Raw genomic sequence first — 19,355 nt, 5'->3', positions numbered from 1 at the left:
TAAAACTGCCGCAAAGGTACGGGTTTCGCTGCATTGCCCGCGCGCGTTTCCTGGCCGTTTTCTTGAAAAGAGGCCCAAAACAGAAAGCCCGGCGGTGCCCGCCTGCGCAAGATTTTTTAGAGCCTTTCCCCATTTGTCTTTTGCGCTGCAAACAGGCCTCAAAAGAACCTGACAAGCCGGTTGCCCCGCCCCATAGCGGGGCGTTTGCGGCTCTGAAAAAGGGAGAGAAGCACCTTGCAATCCCGGTTATCGCCTGCAAAAGCAACGTGTTAACAAGCGCTCACTTAACCACCAGCAGGGAGTTGACGTTGCCGTTTTCCTGCACGGTCTCCGGGTTGGCGGGGTCCCTCATCCATTTTCCGTCTACAATAAAAGAGTAGCTTATTTTACCCGGCTCCACCTGTGCCTGCCCCACCCAGCGGTCACCCTGTCTTTTCAGGAGCAGGCTTTTTCTGGCGAAGGAGTTGAAAGAGCCCGCCACTGCCACTTCTTTGGCCTCAGCAAACCCTGCGAGGCTGAAGGTGACCATGCGCAGCTGGGGTGGGTTGTCCCGCAGCCTCTGCCCTTGAGCCAGCAGCGCCTGTTTCCTGGCCGCATCTGCGGTGGCAGCAGCTAGTGCGCGCAAAGCCAGCAACTGACCAGCGTATAAAGCCATGATAGACGGCACCAAGGTGTCTGGCTTTACCCCCACCTGCTCCCAGTTGGTTTGGGTGACAGGGTTCACAGAGCGGCTGTTGGGCACTGTGACCTCAAACTGGGCATTGGCTCTCACCAGTTCAGCAGGATTGGCACCGCCCCTGGTCACCTCGCCCACCACGGTGGCCCGCTTGAGATGCTGCAGGTCATAGGCCAGCTCCTCGCCCCCTGAAAAAGTACGGCCACTGGTTAAGAGGTAAAGAGGTTTCTCCAGGTACCGGGGGCCGGGCACCCACGCGGGTGTCCAGAACTGGCGGGTGCTGTTGGTGCTTCTGTAATAGATATCCAGCAGATGCACGGGCTCTGGGAAGAAGTAGCCACACAGAAACGGGATAGTGTTGGGATCTAAACTGCCCCGGCATTCCCGCAGGTCCAGGATCAGGGCATCTGTGTGGGCTACAAACTGCATGGCGGCAATCAGGGTGTCAGCGCACTTGTCTAGCGGCCCGAACATGGGCAGGTTCAGGTAGCCAATATTGCCGGGCAGTATCTCTTTTTTCTTTACCCCGTAGCTACCCTCTTTCAAGGTTCTAGTAAGCCATGCCCCGTAGCCCTGCCCCTCCTGTCCTCTTTTTTCGGCCGCAGGCCGAAGCGGAGCATAGCTTACCCCCAGATGCTGGTCTTTAGACACCAGCCGCAAGTCTCTAGTGAGCTGAAAGGCAAATTCCTGACCAGAGGCAATGGTGTCATAGCGGCCCTTCGCCATCTGTTGCCGCACCTGCCGCTCCATCTGCGCCGCCACCTCCGGGAACACGTAGTTTTCCTTCAGCACTTTACAGACAGCCTCTACGGCTTCCTGCTTCTCTTTCTTTGACAGCTGGGCCTGGGTCACACAGGACAGGAGCAGGCATACCCCCAGCAGGAGGTTTCTTTTAAGGGAAAACATAGTAGCAATGGTAAGTTCAGAAGTTCTTTTAATGGATTGTGCTCAGGGGGAACTCCTGTTTTGAGGCTGTTTTCAGGAAAACAGCCCCAAAACAGGAATAGTATTTGACAGCTTCTGTCATAGTAGCAGCTCCTGCCTTCTGGTGGTTAGCGCTTGTTCTGTTTTGCCTAGCAGTTTCAGGCTTGCCTGGTTGATCTTTTTGTTGGGAACAGCTTTCCAGCGGGCGGCATCAGAGACAAGCTCTTCCTGAATGAGTTGTTTTGGCAGATCCCGTACAGGCAGCTTTTGCCAAACGCTTGGGCATTTTGGACTTCTTTGCGGGTGGGGCAGGGGCAGGTTTCTGCGCCAAAGCAGCGGTGCCCACCACCGCCAGGGCCAACAGCAGGACAAGTTGTTTCAGGGCATTGAATCACACAGGATTGCCGCTGCTTCTATGACTCTTTTTCTGCGCAAAGGCTGCATGCCCGCTTTTACTTTTGGCAGCTGGCTTATACCCATTGGGGGGCGCACCGGCCCCTTTGCCAACCGCCGCCTTGGCTAAGAGCAGTTCCCGCTCTGCCTGGGCATAGTCTTTCACTTTGAAATTCGCGTACGCCTTGCAGTAGTGGCGCAAAAAAGCGTCTGGTAAATTCTTCATAGCTTTCAAAAAAGGCATAGACACAGCACCTCCAGAGACACCAGATTTACAGGTGCCTGAGTGCATGTTTGATATTCTTCTTTTGCCCTGGCAAGCGGGCCCCAAAGAACCTGACCTCGCGGTTGCCTCGCCCTACTGCGGGCCGTTTACGGCTCTAAAAACGGGATAGAGGAACCTTTTGCCCCGGCTTTCACCTGCAAAGTCAAACTGTAGACAAGCGCTGGGAAGAAAATCAGGAAATTGTCAGAAAATGGCAGGAGGTCTCCCGTTAGTCTGTTTTTGGGCTGATTTTAGAAAAACAGCCCAAAAACAGACTAAAAAAGACTAACAGAAATAACGGACAACAGGCCGGAAACAGACAGGAAGGCTCCAAAACATGGTGGTAACCAACCACGCGGTGGCTACTTCTTGTCTAGGGTGTGCTTAGAGTTGATCTTAAAGCTGGCGCCGTCTTTTTTGAACATTTTCTCCACGTCTTCCCCGGTTGCCTGCTGCATGATCTTCTTGTACTTCTCAAATGTGGCGTCTGGTTGCTTCTGGCCATTGACGGTGAGGCCCGTTTTATCCATGGTGAACTCGTAGTTGTCGTCGGCTGACTTGATCAGGCCGTCTTCTACCAGGGCAGCCTTCAGCGCCTCCACCATGGCGTTGTGCTTTTTCATGCGCTCCTCGTGCTCTTTCATGCGCGCAGCGTGTTCAGCCATGCGTTTGTTGTGGTCTTTCATGCGCTCATTGTGTTCGGCTAACCGCTGCTTGTGCTCCCCTGAGCGACTGGCCTGGCTGGCTTCCAGCTTAGCGGCGAACTCCTGCTGGCGCGCATGGTACTCCTCCATTTTGGCATGGTACTCCTTCATGCGCCCCTCGTACTTCTTCATTGACTGCTGGTAGCGCCGGTTGGCTTCCTCATCATCTGGCAGCGGAGCTACCGGCGGCACAGGAGGCACAGGGGGAACCGGTGCGCGCAGGAGGCTGATGGCATGTGCGCCCGGCGGGGTGGGCGGAGCAGGGGCCATGGCCACGCCGGGAACAGGCGGCAGGGGCGCAGAGGGAGCAGGTGGCATACTGGTGTTCTCCTCCAGCGCGCCCAGTGAAGCTTCTACGTGCTGCAACGCCTGCTCCACCTCGGCTTCATTTCTCAGGGTTTTGCCCTGCCTGGCCACGGCCAGCTGCCGTTCAATGCGGTCCTGGTACTTGCCCAGCTCATCTTTAGGCACCCGCTGGCCGTTCACGTACACCTCCACCACTTTGCCTTTCTTGTTTTGCACAATGATGAGGCCGTCTGCCAGTTGCTGCAGGGTAAACCCTTCCTCCATCTGCTCAACCATGGCAGAAGCCGCCGTGGCAGTGGTACCCTGGGGCACGGCAGGCGCTTCTTCACGGGCTTGCCCCTGGGCCTGCGTGTTCTGGACGGGCTCATTGGCCCACGCGCTGGCGGAGAACACCAGCACCCCGGCAATTACAGCGCAACTGGCCAGGAAGCCTTCTGAGAAAGTAGGCCTTAGGGTAGATTTCTGCACCAGACGGGTGATGCGGCTTAACAAGGATCTCCGGCGGCCAGAAAATGCCACGGCCAGGCGGGGAGAGGCTCCATTCTTTTTCATCATCATTTCTTCTAAGTGGGTTAAGGCGTAAGCGTAAGTGAGCGAGTCACCGCAGAGGGCCAGGGCCAGGTCATCACAGGCGTGTTCGCGCTCGGTGCGCACACAGTCAGAGATCCACCACACGGCCGGGTGGAAGAAAAACAGGGTCTCCACCATGGTCTGCAGCAGGTTGAGCAGGTAATCTTTGCGGCGCACGTGCGCCAGTTCATGCGCCAGAATGGCTTCTACCTGAGCGGTAGAGAGGCCAGTCAGGGCCCCCAGCGGAAACAGGATAAGCGGCTTAAAATGGCCAATGACCATAGGCACCTGCACCATGGCAGACTCAGCCACCGTCACCAGCTGGCCAATGCCCAGTTGCCGGCCCAGCTCCCGCGTCTTCTGCTGCCACACCTCAGAGACGGCACGGGTGCGGTAAGACCTGAGCCGCTGCACATACACCCAGCCCCCCAACACTTTCAGGCCCATGATGAGCATGCCCAGCAGCCACAGCGTGACCACCAGCGGCAGATACTGGTCAAAGTACGCCTGCCCCTGCGCCCAAACCTTCTCCAATATCCCCATGGGCTGCGCCTGAGCAACGGGTTGAGAAAATGCCGCCCCAGCTGTGGCGCCTACCGTTGCCGGGGCGGCGGCGGCACCCTTAGCCGGCTCATACAGCTGAAAGAAGGTCACCCCGGAGACCAGCAGCAGCGCTACCAGCCCCGCCCATGCCACGTGGTAGCGGGTGGCGGCGGTATGGCGGTGCATGAGCCCCAGCAGGGCGGCCAGCAACAGGGCAATAAGAGCACCCTGCCAGAGTGAGTGCAGGAGCGTCCAGCCCAGGGCGTGTAATACCTCCTGGGGCAGTACATCATGAATCAGATGCTGAGGATTCATCTTCCAGTTTCTTTAAAAGGTGACGGATTTGATCTAGTTCTTCTGGGGAGGTTTTGCGGTTTCCCAGGGCTTGCATGACCAGCTTCATGGCAGATCCCCGGAACGTGGTGTCTAAAAAGCGGTTGAGCAGGCTCTGCTGGGTTTCCTCTTCGGTCACGGCCGCCTGGTAGAGGTGGGAGCGGCTTTCCTCATCACGGGTGACCAGGTTCTTCTCAAACATGATCTGCAGGAGTTTAAGCGTGGTGGTGTAGCCGGTCTCTTTGGTTTTGTTCTGTTCTTCATTCACCAACCGCACGGTGCTGGGGCCGTTCTGCCACAGAATCTGCAGAATCTCCAGTTCAGTATCAGTGGGTTTCAGGGGTGCTTTGTTTTCGGGCATATGTAAGGCGGCAGCTGTACTACGATCTATTTCGTAGGCAATTATACGAACACTTTCGTAAAAAGAAAATATTTACTACGACTTTTTTCGTACAAACATAAAAACAACCCCGACAGACAGTTGCCGCCAACCCTCAGCCCACCAATTTTCCTGCACCGGCCGTGCATATTGGAGGCGGGCTGGCCCAGAAATCCCGCTGCCCTGGCGCACGCAGCAGTGTCTGTTTTTGGCTTGTTTTCAGGAAAACAGCCCGAAAACAGCAGCCAGAGAACATACACGAAAGTAAAAGGACGCAAGAAATTCTCTACCAGCCACACCGCCGTCTGCGTTAAGACGTTGTAGTGAAAGATGCCGCCTCAGGCGCAGCAGATTTCTGATTACTTGCGTACCTTACCCTATGAAAAAGCTATTACTGGCGGTGCTGGGCCTCTCCCTCTATTTTTGCACACCTGCGTGGGCGCAGCGGTACAAAACCGCGGCCGGCCTGCGCTTAGGCAGTGAAGAGGTGGGACTAACGGTACAGCAGAAGATTCTGGAGAAAACCACCCTGGAGGGGCTGGTCACGGCCGCTCCGCGCGAAGTCACCGTCACCGCTCTGGCTGAGCGCCACTTCCCCATGCTGGGGCAGCGCTTCAACTATTACCTGGGCGGGGGCGTGCACGCCGGCAACATGAAAGACTACGGCGCCATCTACGGCTTTGACGGCATAGCCGGCATTGAGTACAAGATCAACGGGCTGCCGTTCCTGCTCTCGGGAGACATTAAACCGGCGTTCCACCTGCGGCATGAGACATGGTTCAACCTGGGCGGCGCCTTCTCTATCAGGTACGTGCTGGTCAAAGAGAAGCCCCCGGGGCCCATGGAGATCATCAAGGGTATCTTTGGCGGCGGCAAGAACAAGAAGAAGAAATAAGGCATTGGCCCCAGAAAGATGTACTTTGCGTTTTGGAGCCGTTTTGGCCAAAACAGCTCCAAAACGCAAAGTACCCGCCGCGTGAGGCTTTTCCGCCTGCGCCGGGGCCGGGGCAATCCTGGGGCCCGGGGCTGTGCTCTTCGCCCGTTGCTATTACCTTTGGCCAGACGTTACACCACCGCCCTAAGCCGCCGGCTTACGTACTTCTGCTTATGCTACCAGACCTTTCCTCAGAATTGACCTTCCAGACATCGCGCAGCAGCGGGCCCGGCGGCCAGAACGTGAACAAGGTGGCCAGCCGGGTGGAGGTGTGGTTTTCTATTGCGAACTCAGAGCTGCTCACCCCTGACCAGAAAGCCCTGCTGCTGGAGAAACTGGGCCCGCGCCTGAACAAGGACGGTTTTCTGCACCTGGCCAGCCAGGAGTCAAGAAGCCAGCTGGACAACAAGGAGGGGGTAGTGCAGAAGCTGTATGAGACCCTGGCCCAGGCCCTGCGCCGCCCCAAGCCCCGCAAACGCACCAAACCATCAAAAGCCGCCATTGAAAGACGCCTGCAGTCTAAACAGAAGCAGGGGCAGAAGAAGGCCAACCGAAGGGGCGGCATGGATTTTTAAATTCCCTGAAGCGGCTGCCGCCGAGGGGGCAGTACCGTCATCTCAAAAGCCCCCGTAGCGTCTGGAGGACCTTTTCACCAACTTTATCTTATGATCTGCAGCTTTACCCGTTCTGCCTGTCAGGGAGGTGGCTGGCCAGCGGGAGCGTAGAGCGCTGGTGCTCCTGCTACGCGCAACCGGTTCCCAGAGCTGATTCCTTCGGCGCGAGCCGGTAAAATTTTGGCAGAACAGCCGCAGCCGGTTGGGTTTCTGTTTTTAGCCTGTTTTTCAGAAAACAGGCCAAAAACAGGCAGTTAAAAACTCACTTGAATGCCGTTGGTGAGGCTGTAGAGGTAGTTGGGAATGGGCACAATGGGCCGGTTCTCATAGGTGTGCGAGAAGTTGGTGGTGAGCTGCAGGCGGTTGTTGATCTTCATGGTGATGGACAGATCGCCGCTGAACCGGTGCCGCATCATGGCGCTGGGCTGGTCATAGCCAAACTGCCAGTAGTGAATAGAACTCATCTCCAGGTACGGGTTCAAAGGCAAGCGCACACTCACGTAGTTAGACATCTTGGGAATGTGCTTTTTGATATAACGCTCTTCCTCCAGGTTGTGCCACCGCTCGTGCTCATACATGCCCCCCGTGCCCAGGTTCAGCTTGATATTCTCTTTGCGCACCACGGCAAACCTAAGGCCGGCCCCGGCCAGCGCCCGCAGTTCCAGCCCCCGGTTGTAGTCATACTGCACCTGCCCGTAGGTTTCATAAGAGAGCCAGTTCTGCCGGTTAAACGTTACCCGCCCGTGCACAAAACCCGTCTCAATCTGGGTTTCGCCTTTCAGGCGCACGTAGTTGTAAGAAGCCAGCAGCAGGTAGGTGTTGTGCTCAGAGACGTAGCCGCCGCTGCCGCTGCCGTTTAAGCCAATGAAATGGTCGGTTTTGCCCTCCTTGCCCACAGCGCGGTTGAAGAGGTTCAGGTTCACCCCTATCTTGCCGGTAAAGTAGTGGGAGGAGTCCCGCTCCACCCGCGCTTTTTCCACGTTCAGGATTTGGGCAGAGGCCGTGGCGGCGAGAAAAACAACAGCAGAAAACAGGGAAAGAACCCTAGGCAAAAAAGACATACGCAACACGTGAAAAGCCGCTCCCCGCAGGAACAGACCCCTCTTTTTTGGGGTGGACATGCCGCCACCTGTTTGACGCCCCCGCCTATGGGAAAGCGTGGGGTGCAGGCAGCGTTAGAAACCCCGAAGTTACAGAGAATTGCTTTTCTTTAAAAATAGCCGCCGCCCAATGCCCTCTCAGCTGGCGTTTTAGGCCTGTTTTTGTAAAACCAGCTGGCTTTCCCACTCCTGCCACATAGGTAAGCCTGGCAGTTCAAGGTGCTGCCAGACCGCACAAGTCTTTAGACACTGTTTACTTTTTGCGCTGCAACTGGCCGTTACCGCAACCTGGCCTCCCGCTTTTATTGCCTTTGCAGCACTGCCAAAAAGCTCAAAAACACCTTGGGTAGAACCTCACCCCTAGAGCCTGTTTACCTTTGTCTTTTGCGCTGCGAACGGGCCTCACAAGAACCTGACCTGGCGGTTGCCTCGCCCCATGGCGCTGCCAGGCTGCTCTGAAAACGGGATAGAAGCACCCTTTGCTCCCTGTTTTCGCCTCTAAAAACCAACCTGAAACAGCGCTTACTGGTTGGGCTATCTATGTGTAAACTGCCAACAGGCTTTTACTGATCTCTTAACTGAATTCTTTCACGGCTTCGCCGAGGTCATAGACGGGCACCTCCTCTACCACGTGGGCAATGATGCTGGCCGCCGCCGCTGACCGGTACCCGCTGGCGCAGTGCACCACAATGGGCTTGTCCCGGGGAATTTCGCTCAGGTGCTCCCGCAGCTCTGGCAGGGGCAGTTGCAGGGCGTGGGCAAATACCTGTTTCCCGCGGGCCTCACTCCGGTTCCTGATGTCTATGATGGTGAACTGGTCTGGGTTGGCTCTGAAGGCGGCCATGTCCAGGGCGGGCTCTGCGATGGTCTGGACCTGCGGCGGCGTGCAGAAGGCCCCCAGAATGTTGGGTTCATAGCCAATGCTGGCGCTTTTCCTGATGATTTCCTTGAGCTTTTCTTCGTCTTCGGCAATCAGGTAGAACTGCTCATCTGGCCACATGACAGATCCCAGCCAGGTCTCAAACTTGGGCCCGTCCTGCAGGTTGATGGCCCCGGGCAGGTGCCCCTGCTTGAACTGCTCCTGCGGCCGGGTGTCAACAATCAGAACTTCGTCTTTCAGCTTGTGGTCAGGCTGCAGCAGGGGCACCTGTTTCACGGCGGTATCAAACTTGGGCGCTCCCTGGCGGTTTAGCTCTACGTTGTATGCAAAATAGGCGGGCACAAAAGGCTGGTCTGCGGTGAGGAAAGCCACAAACTCCTCTTCACTCATGGGCTGCAGGGCCGGGTTAGTGCGTTTCTCCTCGCCTATGGTACTGGAGGGCGCGCTGCTCAGGTTTTTCCCGCAGAGGCTGCCGGCGCCGTGGGCCGGGTACACGGTTACATGGTCTGGCAGCGCCATGAGCTTCTCACGGGTGGAGTGGTACATCTGGCGGGCCAGCTCCTGGCGGGTGGCGGTGGCGGTGCCCACGGTCTCCCTCAGGTCGGGCCGGCCCACATCGCCAATAAACAGGGTGTCACCGGTAAAGACGGCTTGGGCTTTGCCTTCCTCGTTGCGCAGCAGAACAGAGATGCTGTCTGGAGAGTGGCCGGGGGTGTTCATGGCCTGCAGCGTCACCTGCCCCACCTTGAGCTCAGCGGGTTCATCAAAGGGCGTGTGTTTGTATTCTGCGCCCGCCAACCCACTGACATAGATGGGGGTCTGCTTGGCCTCAGACAGCTCCAGGTGCCCGCTCACGAAGTCTGCGTGCGGGTGCGTCTCAATAATGGCCACAATCCTGGCGTCATGCAGCATGGCGTACTCCTCATAGGGTTTGGGGTTACGCGCGGGGTCTATCACGGCAATCTCTGCATCACTCATGATGATGTAAGAGTAGTGGGCAAGCCCTTTGTCTTCAAACTGCTCAATTTTCATATCTAGGAATGTCTGTGGGTGGTATGGTGAGAGGCAGAACGGCCTTTGCCCCTTTAAACGGGAAAACGGCAAAGTAGATGTTCTCCCTCTTTTCTGTTTCTGGCCTGTTTTCAGGAAAACAGGCCAGAAACAGAACTTTGGCGGCGGCCGTTTGCGTAAAGAGGTTCCGGCGTTTGGTGGCTGCGGTGATTCCTGCTTACTTTCAGGCCTGGCGCGGGCCTGCCTTACGGCAACCACTCTTTTCTGCCGGGGCGGCAGCCCGGAGGCGCCACGTGAAACAGAAGAAAAAACACTATATGCAAGAACCCAAAGGTACGTTGATTGCACTGGGCGGCGGAGATGACGACGTCTTGATTGAGCTTATCAAATCTGAGCTCTGCAGCCCAGACTCGCACATTGAGGTCATCACCACGGCCACCCTGGAGCCGCTGGAGAGCGGGCAGGCGTACAAAGAGGCGTTTGAAGAACTAGGCTGCCGCAACGTGCGGTTCATGCACATAGACGAAGCCAATGCCGCAGACAAACCCGAGAACCTGACCCGCATTGGCAACGCCGAAGTTATTTTCTTCACGGGCGGCAACCAGCTCCGGCTAAAGGAGTTTCTGGGGGGCACCCAGCTGCACCGGCTCATGCAGGAGCGGTACCTGCAGGATGAGATCACTATTTCTGGCACCAGCGCCGGGGCGGCCGCCATGTCTACCCGCATGATCTACGAGGGCTACGGGTATTATTCCCTGCTCAAGGGCGAAGTCAAGACCACAGACGGTCTCTCCTTCATCAGCAATGTGTTTCTGGACACCCACTTCACCGAGCGGGGCCGGTTTGGGCGGCTGGCGCACGCAGTCTCTAAACGCCCCGAGTTTGTGGGTATTGGCCTGGGGGAGGAAACCGGCATTATTATCAAGCAGAACCGGCACGTAGAGGTTTTTGGGTCTGGGGTCATCACCATCATTGACGGCGCGCACGTTCGTTACTCTAACCTGGATGAGGTGGAGGAAGGGGAGCCCATTGCCATTGAAAACCTGACCATGCACCTGTTGGTAGAAGGCCATGAATACTGCCTGCAAGACCGCAGCTTCAGAAAGGTTTCGCAGCAGCGGAAGAAGGCAAAGACCAAGTAGGCACTCCCGCCGTCTTTTCTCCAGAACAGGATACACTCTCCCTATTATGCAACGTGAGCATTGCCCCGAACGGGAAAGTGGTACTTTTTCACCCCCGGCAGGGAATGGCTTGACTGGGGGCCTTGACGGGCATACCCTTTCTGGCGGGGAGAACCATTTCTACTCTGGCACAAGCAGATGCGTGCGCTACTGTTTTAGGGCTGATTTCACAAAAACAGGTCTAAAACAGCCGCTCTGCCCGCTTAAGCGTACATGGGCCAGAAATACTGCCCAGAGCCATCAGTAAGAAATTAATGACCCGCGTTGGTGAGGCTCGCGACACAAAAAATACCGGCCCGCCCGCAGCTGCTCTGTATAACTGTGCCCTCTGCTGGCATTTGCATACCTTTTTCTGTTTTAGGGCTGTTTTTTGAAAAACAGCCCTAAAACAGAAAAAGGCACCCGTTGTAGACAGGCATGAGAAGCTACTTCCTGAACTCCTTCTGCAGCTCCATGTTGATGGCCACTGCGGCTTTGGTGCCTTCGGCGGCGGCCACAATCACGAGCTGCATGTCACGGGCGGCGTCTCCCGCCACGTACAGCCCCGGCACGTTGGTCATCTGGTGCTTGTAGGTTTTCACCACTCCCTTGCTGGTAAAGTCACAGTGCAGCTGCTGCGCCAGGTCTGAGTGCTGGTCTGAGCCGGTGGAGAAGAACATGGCCTCCCGGTTCTCCACCTCCCCGTTCCTGAGTACAATGCGCTGCAGATGTCCGCCTTCGCCCTCTAGCCGCTCAATGCCGGCGGTGTTGATTTTGACGTCGTTCCTGGCCAGGAGCTCGCGGTCTTCGCGGGTGAGTTTGTTGGTGCCGTCTGTGAACAGCATCACGTCACTGCTCCACGTTTTCAAAGACAGGGAGAGGCCAATGGCATCGCGGTTTTTACCGTAGGCCGCCAAGGGCTTGTTCTTAGACTCATAGCCGTCACAGTAGGGGCAGTGGTGAATGCTGGACCCATAGAAGGGCTCTGCCCCGGGCAGCTTAGGCCACCTGTCACAGAGGCCGGTGGCCAGGAGTACCTTTCTGGAGAGATAGACCTGGTCTTCTTCATCTGTGGCCTCAAACATGTCTCCCTCTTTGGAGATCTTGACAATGCGCTTCTGCTTAAAGGCTACCTCATACTTCTCCAGGTCTTTTCTCCCTAAGCGCAGGAACTCCTGCGGCGGGGTGCCGTCACGGGTAATAAAGCCGTTCATGGCGTCAGAGAAGGAGTTACGGTACACGCCGGTATCAAACAGCGCTACTTTGCGCATGCAGCGGCCCAGCAACATGGCGGCGCTTAGCCCCGCGGGGCCACCGCCCACTATCAGAACATCATACATACAATTATCTCTTTTCCAGACATGGCTTAACGAAACCCGCAGAAAAGAGGTGGCCCCTCTGCCTTCTTTCTTTCATTTTTCAGTAGAAAACGCCCCACCCCCGGGTTGAATTCTGCGTTGAAGGCCTGTAATGAAAATCAAAAGGGGAAGGTGGGGCGGTTAATATTTCTAAAAAAAATAGTGCTTATGCATAACACTATAAGAATAACTGTTCTATTTTTCTATATTTGGTTATCAAATCATTAAACCCAATCCACCAATTTTAACAAGCAAACGCATGAGAAGTAAATTACTAGCCTTATTGGGGAGCGCCGCCCTTACGGTGGGCATCGCCAATGCCGGCGGCTACCAGGTTAACTTGCAAGGGCAGAAGCAGATAGGCATGGGGCATGTGGGCACCGGACTTGCGCTAGACCAAAGCAGCATTTTCTTTAACCCTGGGGCTTTGGCCCGGCTTAGACAAAACGGTGTACAAGTTGGTATCAGCGCCCTGACGTCTAAAATTGCATACCGTGAACCTTCCCCCGGCATTTCTGAGGCCCGCACAGACAATCCTATGGGTACGCCTTTTCAGGTGTACGCTTCTTATGGCGCGGCTGAGAGCCCGTGGCGCTTCGGGATTGGGGTCTACACGCCGTATGGCAGCACGGTCACCTGGGGCAATGCCTGGCAGGGCCGCTTTGGGTTGAATGAACTTACCTTAAAGACCATTTTTATTCAGCCTACGGTCAGCTACCAGATCACTGACAAGATTGGCATTGGGGCCGGTCTGGTCATTTCTACAGGAAGCGTGAACCTGCAGCGCTCCATTCCGTTGATTGATGCCTCTGGCCGCGAAGGCCATATTGAGTTAGACGGAAAAGCCAAGACTGCCCTTGGTTTCAACGTGGGCATATTGGTGCAGCCCATTGAAAAGCTTTCTATTGGTTTGACTTACCGCTCAGAGATTGACGCCACCGTTGAGGGGGGAGATGTCACTTTCATCACGCCGGGCGCTGCCCCGGTAGCGGCTCAGTTTACCGCTAATCAATTTGACGCCACGCTTCCGCTGCCAGATAACATTACCCTGGGGATTGGTATCATGCCTACAGATAAACTGACCATTGGTATTGATGTGCAGCGTGTAGGGTGGGGGGCTTACAAATCCCTGCGCTTTGATTTCAACGGCCGGGTAGGGCAAGCGCCACCAGTTGAGACCACCGTCAGTGACGCGCCGCGCAACTACAAAGACGCTTACATTTACCGCATTGGTGCCCAATACAAAGTGTCTGATATGCTCACCGTGCGGGCAGGCGGGTATTATGACCAAACTCCCGTTAGAACAGGTTACCTTACCCCAGAGACCCCAGACGCTGACTCAAGAAGCGTGTCTGCCGGTATGACCCTGGCGTTGAGTGAAAAAATAGACCTTGACCTCTCCTTCAGCTATATCAATAAAAAGGAGCGTACAGACCTGGCTGACAAATCTGGTGGGGTACCCGGTACCTTCAAATCTGTGGCTTACATTCCGGGTGTTGGGGTTAATTATAAATTCTAATTTCTTCTCTGAGTTATCATGAAAAATATATTACATAAAATAGGAACGGCTGTCATTCTTTCCAGTGCGTTCTTCTTTGCAGGCTGTGAGCCTGAATTTGAAGAAAAGGAAATTACGGTTAGCGCAGGGCCCCTTGATCTGTCTAAGTATGTGGCCATAGGGAATTCCTTAACGGCCGGTTTTCAGGACGGAGGCCTTTACTTAGAAGGGCAGGTGAACTCCTATCCTAATATTCTGGCCTACCAGTTCTCTTATGCGGGAGGAGGTCAATTTGTGCAGCCTCTTTTCTCAAACGAGCAGTTTAATGGCTCCGGCTATCTGAGGTTAACTGGCTTCTCTAATGGCTTACCCCTTACAGAGTCAGTGACTACAAAATTAGCAGTAAGGGGCGTAGGGGCAGACGGCAAAACACCTCTACTCACTAAATTCACAGATGAAGTTCAGAATTTAGGGGTTCCTGGCATTAAAATGAAAGACGTAGTAACCCCAGGGTATGGCTACAACAACCCGCAAGGGTTTAACCAATACTATGAGCGGCTGCTTTCTGACCAGGTTAGCCCTACGGGAGCATTGATGCCTTATGTAAACAAAGTAGCGTCTGTTACCAAAGCTACTTTCTTTACCATGTGGTTAGGCAACAATGACGTCTTAGGCTATGCTACCTCAGGAGGAATGAGCCCTATTTCTACAGATCAGGAGTTCCAGACGGGCTTAAACGCCATGCTGGCAGTACTCCCTGCACAAGGAGTTATCATCAACATACCAGATGTTACAGCAGTACCTTATTTCACAACTAAGGCAACCGCTGGCATTATGATGCAGGCACAAGCCGCCAATGCCAAACTTTATATCACCACTGGGGCAGGTGCCGTACGGGAAGCGAAAGCAACCGATTATGTATTGTTAACCTCTACCGTGGGCACGCCAGAGACTGTGACAGGAGTTCCACAACAGATTCCTCACGGTTTCTCGCCGTTGAATCCGCTTAAGAACCAAGAGGTACTAGATGAAGCTGAAACGCAAACGGTAAAGGAGGCTACACAGCGTTTCAATGGCATGTTATCAGCTGCGGCTACCACAAAAAAAGTAGCTTTTGCAGACATGAATGCTTATTTTAATAGAATCAAACCTGGCTTTAGTTTGAATGGCGTAAATTATTCCCCTGCCTTCATCACGGGTAATTTGTTCTCCCTAGACGGCATCCATTTAACTCCACGAGGATACGCCATTGTAGCAAATGAATTAATAAATACCATTAACTCCCATTACAAGTCTACTATTCCAACCATAGACGTTACCCAGTTCCGTACGGTGCTGATCCCGTAACCTCTTACCGGAATACCTTTAAAAAAGAGGCTCAGGCAGTACCTGAGCCTCTTTTTTTGCCAGTTACGTATAGCTTTCTAGTTTAGAATATCTTTACAGCCGTTTCAGGAATATATTTTAAAAAAAAGCCTTATGAAAAATCTCTCTTCTCTCTTTCTTCTACTCTGTTCAATGCTCTCTTTCACCGCTTGCAGCAGCGATGATGAAGATGACAACGCGGCCGCCCATCTGGTGAATAAGAAGTGGCAGTTAGCAGAGGCAAAAGTGACAAGCCCTCTCCCTATAGACTTCTATGAAGACCTGACCACCTGTGAAAAAGACAACACCCTGGAATTCAAAGATAACAATATACTGCTCCTGGATGAAGGGCCAAGCAAATGCAACCCAGATGATGCGCAGCAAGAACAGGGAGCCTGGAGCATAAGCGGCACAACCCTCACCCTCTCAGGGGTTGACTTAGGCTTACCCATCTCTGAGATTAAACTCACCGTGACTGAATCTTCTGCCACCACCCTCAAAGGCACCTTTCAGGAAACCTATCAAGGCACTCCGGTGAAAGGCAAGGTTGCCCTAAAAGCCCTATAGACGCTAACAAAAATTTAAAAGATGGTACTTTGCCCTCAGCAAGGCTGAGGGTACCCTTAGTACAGATCAACCTTTTTTCCCCTCCCCAAACCCACTACTTACTTCTGAGTATTTTTAGCATTCTGGCATAAAATAGGATTATGCCCGCATTGCCTATTATGTTTAATGTAGTTCTTTTGCAGCAGTTTCAACAACCTAATGAAAACATCTGTATGAAAAAGAACTACTTACTTCTATTGCTGGCGGCTTTTGTATTTGCGTTCAGCAGCTGCAGCGATGATGATGAAAAATCATTCAACTCTAAAGAACTGGAGGGTGCCTGGAAAATGACCTCTATGCTGGAAAATAAGATGGAGATGTTAGATCCAGATGATGACATTGTATGGATTTTTGACGATGGGGAGTTTGAAATTGTGGAAGATGGCATGACAGATGAGACCGGAGACTACCGGGTAAAAGGCGACAAACTGATCATGGAAGGTGATGACGATGTTACCTTTACAATTGAAGATCTGACCAAATCAAAACTAGTTCTTAGCATAAAGGAGTCTTTTGGCGGAAACACGTATGAGGGACGCATTACCTTCAGGAAGAATTAACTTCTAGTTACAAAATACTATCAAAAAGAAGAGGGGGCCAAAGGCCCCCTCTTCTTTTTATGGCTCTCTGTTTTTGGCCTGTTTTTCCAAAAACAGGCCAAAAACGCCTAGTGCGCAGCCAGCCAGTTGTCACCGGTGCCCAGGCCAATCTCCATGGGTACACTTAACGGCAAGGCGGTTTTCATGAGTTCCTCAATCTTGGGCTGCACGGTTGCCAGTTCCTCTTTGGGCACGTCAAAGACCAGTTCATCATGCACCTGCAGAATCATGCGGGTGGCCAGTTTCTCGTTGCGCAGCCATTGGTCAATGTTGATCATGGCAATCTTGATGATGTCTGCCGCGGTGCCTTGAATGGGCGCGTTAATGGCGTTGCGTTCGGCGTAGCCGCGTATGTTCTGGTTGCGGCTGTTGATGTCACGTAAGTAGCGGCGGCGGCCCAGCAGCGTCTCCACGTATTCCTGCTCACGGGCCTGGTTGATGGCGCTGTCCATGTACTGCTTCACGGCGGGGAACTCCACAAAATAGGCCTCAATGATGTCGGCGGCCTCGCGGCGCGGGATCGCCAGACGTTCGGCCAGGCCGAAGGCGGAGATGCCGTAGATGATGCCAAAGTTGATGGTCTTGGCCTTCCGGCGCATGTCTGACGTCACCTGGTCAACGGGCACGTGGAACACCTTGGCCGCGGTAGACGCGTGAATATCCTGCCCCTTCTGGAACGCCTCTTTCATGGTGGCGTCATTGCTGAAATGGGCCATGATCCTGAGCTCAATCTGCGAGTAGTCAGCCGAAAGCAGCACGTGGTTCTCGTCGCGCGGCACAAAGGCTTTGCGTATCTCGCGGCCTTTCTCCGTGCGGATTGGAATGTTCTGCAGGTTGGGGTTGGTGGAGCTCAATCGGCCGGTGGCCGCCACGGCTTGGTTGTACGAGGTGTGCAGGCGGTTGTCTTCTGAACACACCAGCTGCGGCAGCGCATCTACGTACGTGCTCTTGAGCTTGGTCAACTGCCGGTGGTCCAGAATGAGCTGCACAATCTCATGCTCAAAGGCCAGCTTTGATAAGATTTCTTCGCCGGTGGCGTACTGGCCGGTTTTGGTCTTCTTGATTTTAGAGCCGCCCAGTTGCATTTTGTCAAACAGCACCTCGCCCAATTGCTTAGGCGAGCCTATGTTGAACTCCATGCCCGCGTGCTCAAAAATCTTCTGCTCAATTTCTTTAATGCTGGTTTCCAATGAAATAGAAGATTCGGCCAGGGCCTCGGCGTCAATACTTACGCCGGCCCGCTCCATGTGGCCCAGCACGGCCAGCAACGGGTTCTCCACGTCATGGAAAAGGCGTTTTAGGCCTTGTTTTTCTAAAAGTGGGTCAAAGTAGTTTTTGAGTTGCAGGGTGACATCAGCGTCTTCGCAGGCGTACTCGTAGACTTGCAGCGGCGGCAACTTATCCATGGTGAGCTGGTGCTTGCCTTTGCCCAGCAGCGTCTCAATGGAAATGGGCGAGTAGTTCAGGTACGTCTCAGCCAGCAAATCCATGTTGTGCCTCATGTCGGGCTCCAGCAGGTAGTGGGCCAGCATGGTGTCATAGAGCGGTCCCTGCACGTCAATGCCGTAGCGCTGCAGCACCACCAGGTCATATTTAATGTTCTGCCCAATCTTGGTAATACTGGGGCTTTCCAGCACTTCCTTAAACTCCTGCACAAGGTCAAACGCCGCCTCCTCGTCCTGCGGCGAAACCGGAATATAGTACGCCTCGCCGGGCAAATAGCAGAACGACAACCCTACCAGACGCGCCGTGATGGGGTCAACGCTGGTGGTCTCGGTGTCAAAAGAGATTTCCTTCTGGAGTTTCAGGTATTTTAGGAGCTGTGCGCGCTGCTCGGGCGTGGTGAGCAGGTGATACTCGTGCAGCGTGGTGTCAATGGTTTTGCGCACGCGCGGCGTGAGGTCATCTATGACCGCTTCAGAAGCTTCACCCACTTCCGGCGCTGCCGGCTCCTCTACCGCCCCAAACAACGACGTCTGCCCCGTAGGCACGCTGGATTTTACGCCTCTGCCCACGGTTGGTTTATTGCTCACGGGCTTGGGAACGGCCGGCGAGGCGGTGCCCAGCACGCGGGTGGCCAGTTGCCGGAACTCCAGCTCGTCAAACAGCGCGGCTAGCTTCTCGGTGTCCGGGCCGTCATAGCGCAGGCCTTCCTCGTCAAAATCAATGGGAACGTCCAGGTGAATGGTGGCCAGTTCTTTAGACATCAAGCCCTGCTCGGCGAAGTTCACCACGTTTTCCTTCTGCTTGCCTTTCAGTTCATGGGCATTGGCAATCAGGTTCTCCACGCTCCCAAACCGCTGAATCAAAGTCTTCGCGGTTTTCTCACCAATGCCCGGAATACCCGGAATGTTATCTACGGCATCGCCCATGAGGCCTAGAATATCAATGACCTGCTTTACGTTGGCAATCTCCCAGCGCTCCAGCACTTTGGGCGTGTCAATGATTTCAATAGCGTTGCCCAGAAACGCCGGTTTATACACAAACACATGGTCGGTGACCAGCTGGTAGTAGTCTTTGTCTGGGGTCATCATGAACACGTCATAGCCGGCCTTTTCGGCTTTGCAGGAGAGCGTGCCAATGATGTCATCGGCCTCGTAGCCGTCCAGCATCATGCCCGGTATGCCAAACGCCTCCACAATCTTCTTCACGTACGGAATAGCAATGGCAATATCTTCGGGCATGGCCTGCCGGTTGGCCTTGTATTCCACAAAATTCTCATGCCTGAACGTCTTGCTGGGCGCATCATAGCACACGCCAATATGGGTGGGCTTCTCCCGGTTGAGCAGGTCTACCAACGTGTTGGTGAAACCCAGCGCGGCACCGGTGTTCATGCCTTTGGAGTTGATTCTGGGGTTCTTGCTGAACGCGAAGTGGGCGCGGTAGATGAGCGCCATGGCATCTAGCAGAAAGAGGCGTTTGTCTGGTGTACTCATAGTCTAGCGAAGGTACGGGGTACGTGGCGGTGTTGCAACGGTTCTCTTATCTTTAACTGCGCCGTTGGCGGAAGGTTTGACTTTCTGTTTTCGGCCTGTTTTCTGACAATACTTCGGACAGTTTAGATGAGTAGAAAAAGTGCGTTTGTAGCGTTTGAGGGCATGTACAGGTTTAGCATCCAATGTTTTTTCTCCATTTTG

Annotated in this window: 16 protein-coding genes; 7 read left to right on the top strand and 9 right to left on the bottom strand. The window is 54.3% G+C overall.

Features of this window, described 5'->3' with window-relative positions; translation table 11 throughout:
• Window positions 1-280 precede the first annotated feature (280 nt).
• The 4 genes from FHS90_RS14895 to FHS90_RS14880 form a co-directional block, all read right to left on the bottom strand.
• The gene (locus FHS90_RS14895) at window positions 281-1,582 is read right to left on the bottom strand and encodes a S41 family peptidase (RefSeq protein WP_182513646.1); all 1,302 of its coding nucleotides are present in this window, start codon (window positions 1,580-1,582) and stop codon (window positions 281-283) included.
• Window positions 1,583-1,991: 409 nt separating this feature from the next.
• The gene (locus FHS90_RS14890) at window positions 1,992-2,219 is read right to left on the bottom strand and encodes a hypothetical protein (RefSeq protein WP_182513645.1); all 228 of its coding nucleotides are present in this window, start codon (window positions 2,217-2,219) and stop codon (window positions 1,992-1,994) included.
• Between the two features lie 401 nt (window positions 2,220-2,620).
• Window positions 2,621-4,696 carry a M56 family metallopeptidase gene (locus FHS90_RS14885; RefSeq protein ID WP_182513644.1) on the bottom strand — a complete coding sequence of 692 codons (2,076 nt, stop codon included), beginning with the start codon at window positions 4,694-4,696 and terminating at the stop codon, window positions 2,621-2,623.
• Window positions 4,671-5,075, bottom strand: a complete 405-nt coding sequence (locus FHS90_RS14880) for a BlaI/MecI/CopY family transcriptional regulator (protein ID WP_066830364.1) — start codon at window positions 5,073-5,075, stop codon at window positions 4,671-4,673. Before FHS90_RS14880 ends, FHS90_RS14885 begins: the two co-directional genes overlap by 26 nt.
• A gap of 397 nt (window positions 5,076-5,472) precedes the next feature.
• Between FHS90_RS14880 and FHS90_RS14875 the strand changes: the two genes are divergently transcribed.
• Both FHS90_RS14875 and arfB read left to right on the top strand, forming a co-directional pair.
• Window positions 5,473-5,988, top strand: a complete 516-nt coding sequence (locus tag FHS90_RS14875) for a hypothetical protein (protein ID WP_182513643.1) — start codon at window positions 5,473-5,475, stop codon at window positions 5,986-5,988.
• A 212-nt stretch (window positions 5,989-6,200) separates the two neighbouring features.
• Window positions 6,201-6,602 (top strand): alternative ribosome rescue aminoacyl-tRNA hydrolase ArfB, encoded by a 402-nt coding sequence (gene arfB, locus FHS90_RS14870; protein WP_066830736.1) that lies wholly within the window; start codon window positions 6,201-6,203, stop codon window positions 6,600-6,602.
• 293 nt (window positions 6,603-6,895) lie between these two features.
• On the opposite strand, the gene FHS90_RS14865 is transcribed toward arfB, so the two are convergent.
• Complete coding sequence (locus tag FHS90_RS14865; protein WP_161947683.1) at window positions 6,896-7,702, bottom strand: DUF481 domain-containing protein; 807 nt, start codon at window positions 7,700-7,702, stop codon at window positions 6,896-6,898.
• 613 nt (window positions 7,703-8,315) lie between these two features.
• A complete protein-coding gene (locus FHS90_RS14860) occupies window positions 8,316-9,653 on the bottom strand; it encodes an MBL fold metallo-hydrolase (RefSeq protein WP_182513642.1) in 1,338 nt (445 codons plus the stop codon).
• Window positions 9,654-9,949: 296 nt separating this feature from the next.
• On the opposite strand from FHS90_RS14860, the gene FHS90_RS14855 reads away from it, so the two are divergent.
• Window positions 9,950-10,774 (top strand): cyanophycinase, encoded by an 825-nt coding sequence (locus FHS90_RS14855; protein WP_066830356.1) that lies wholly within the window; start codon window positions 9,950-9,952, stop codon window positions 10,772-10,774.
• Between the two features lie 464 nt (window positions 10,775-11,238).
• Here FHS90_RS14855 and FHS90_RS14850 read toward each other — a convergent pair whose 3' ends face one another.
• Entirely contained in the window at window positions 11,239-12,132 is an 894-nt protein-coding gene (locus FHS90_RS14850) for an NAD(P)/FAD-dependent oxidoreductase (protein ID WP_066830354.1), read from the bottom strand.
• A gap of 277 nt (window positions 12,133-12,409) precedes the next feature.
• Here FHS90_RS14850 and FHS90_RS14845 point away from each other — a divergent pair, with 277 nt between their 5' ends.
• From FHS90_RS14845 to FHS90_RS14830, 4 genes are all read left to right on the top strand, one after another.
• On the top strand, window positions 12,410-13,669 hold the full coding sequence (locus tag FHS90_RS14845; RefSeq protein ID WP_182513641.1) for an OmpP1/FadL family transporter: 1,260 nt from the start codon (window positions 12,410-12,412) through the stop codon (window positions 13,667-13,669).
• 18 nt (window positions 13,670-13,687) lie between these two features.
• The gene (locus FHS90_RS14840; protein WP_182513640.1) at window positions 13,688-14,995 is read left to right on the top strand and encodes an SGNH/GDSL hydrolase family protein; all 1,308 of its coding nucleotides are present in this window, start codon (window positions 13,688-13,690) and stop codon (window positions 14,993-14,995) included.
• Between the two features lie 132 nt (window positions 14,996-15,127).
• The gene (locus FHS90_RS14835) at window positions 15,128-15,580 is read left to right on the top strand and encodes a lipocalin family protein (RefSeq protein ID WP_182513639.1); all 453 of its coding nucleotides are present in this window, start codon (window positions 15,128-15,130) and stop codon (window positions 15,578-15,580) included.
• 212 nt (window positions 15,581-15,792) lie between these two features.
• Window positions 15,793-16,179 (top strand): lipocalin family protein, encoded by a 387-nt coding sequence (locus FHS90_RS14830; RefSeq protein ID WP_182513638.1) that lies wholly within the window; start codon window positions 15,793-15,795, stop codon window positions 16,177-16,179.
• A gap of 107 nt (window positions 16,180-16,286) precedes the next feature.
• Here FHS90_RS14830 and polA read toward each other — a convergent pair whose 3' ends face one another.
• A complete protein-coding gene (polA, locus tag FHS90_RS14825; protein WP_182513637.1) occupies window positions 16,287-19,154 on the bottom strand; it encodes a DNA polymerase I in 2,868 nt (955 codons plus the stop codon).
• A 3-nt stretch (window positions 19,155-19,157) separates the two neighbouring features.
• Window positions 19,158-19,355: hypothetical protein (locus FHS90_RS22295; RefSeq protein ID WP_220483076.1), on the bottom strand; the 198-nt coding region annotated here is incomplete at its 5' end.

The sequence above is a fragment of the Rufibacter ruber genome (assembly GCF_014138425.1).
In the GTDB taxonomy this organism is placed as follows: domain Bacteria; phylum Bacteroidota; class Bacteroidia; order Cytophagales; family Hymenobacteraceae; genus Nibribacter; species Nibribacter ruber_C.
The sequence above is the reverse complement of the archived record's forward strand: the minus strand, read 5'-3'. Positions and strand labels throughout refer to the sequence as shown.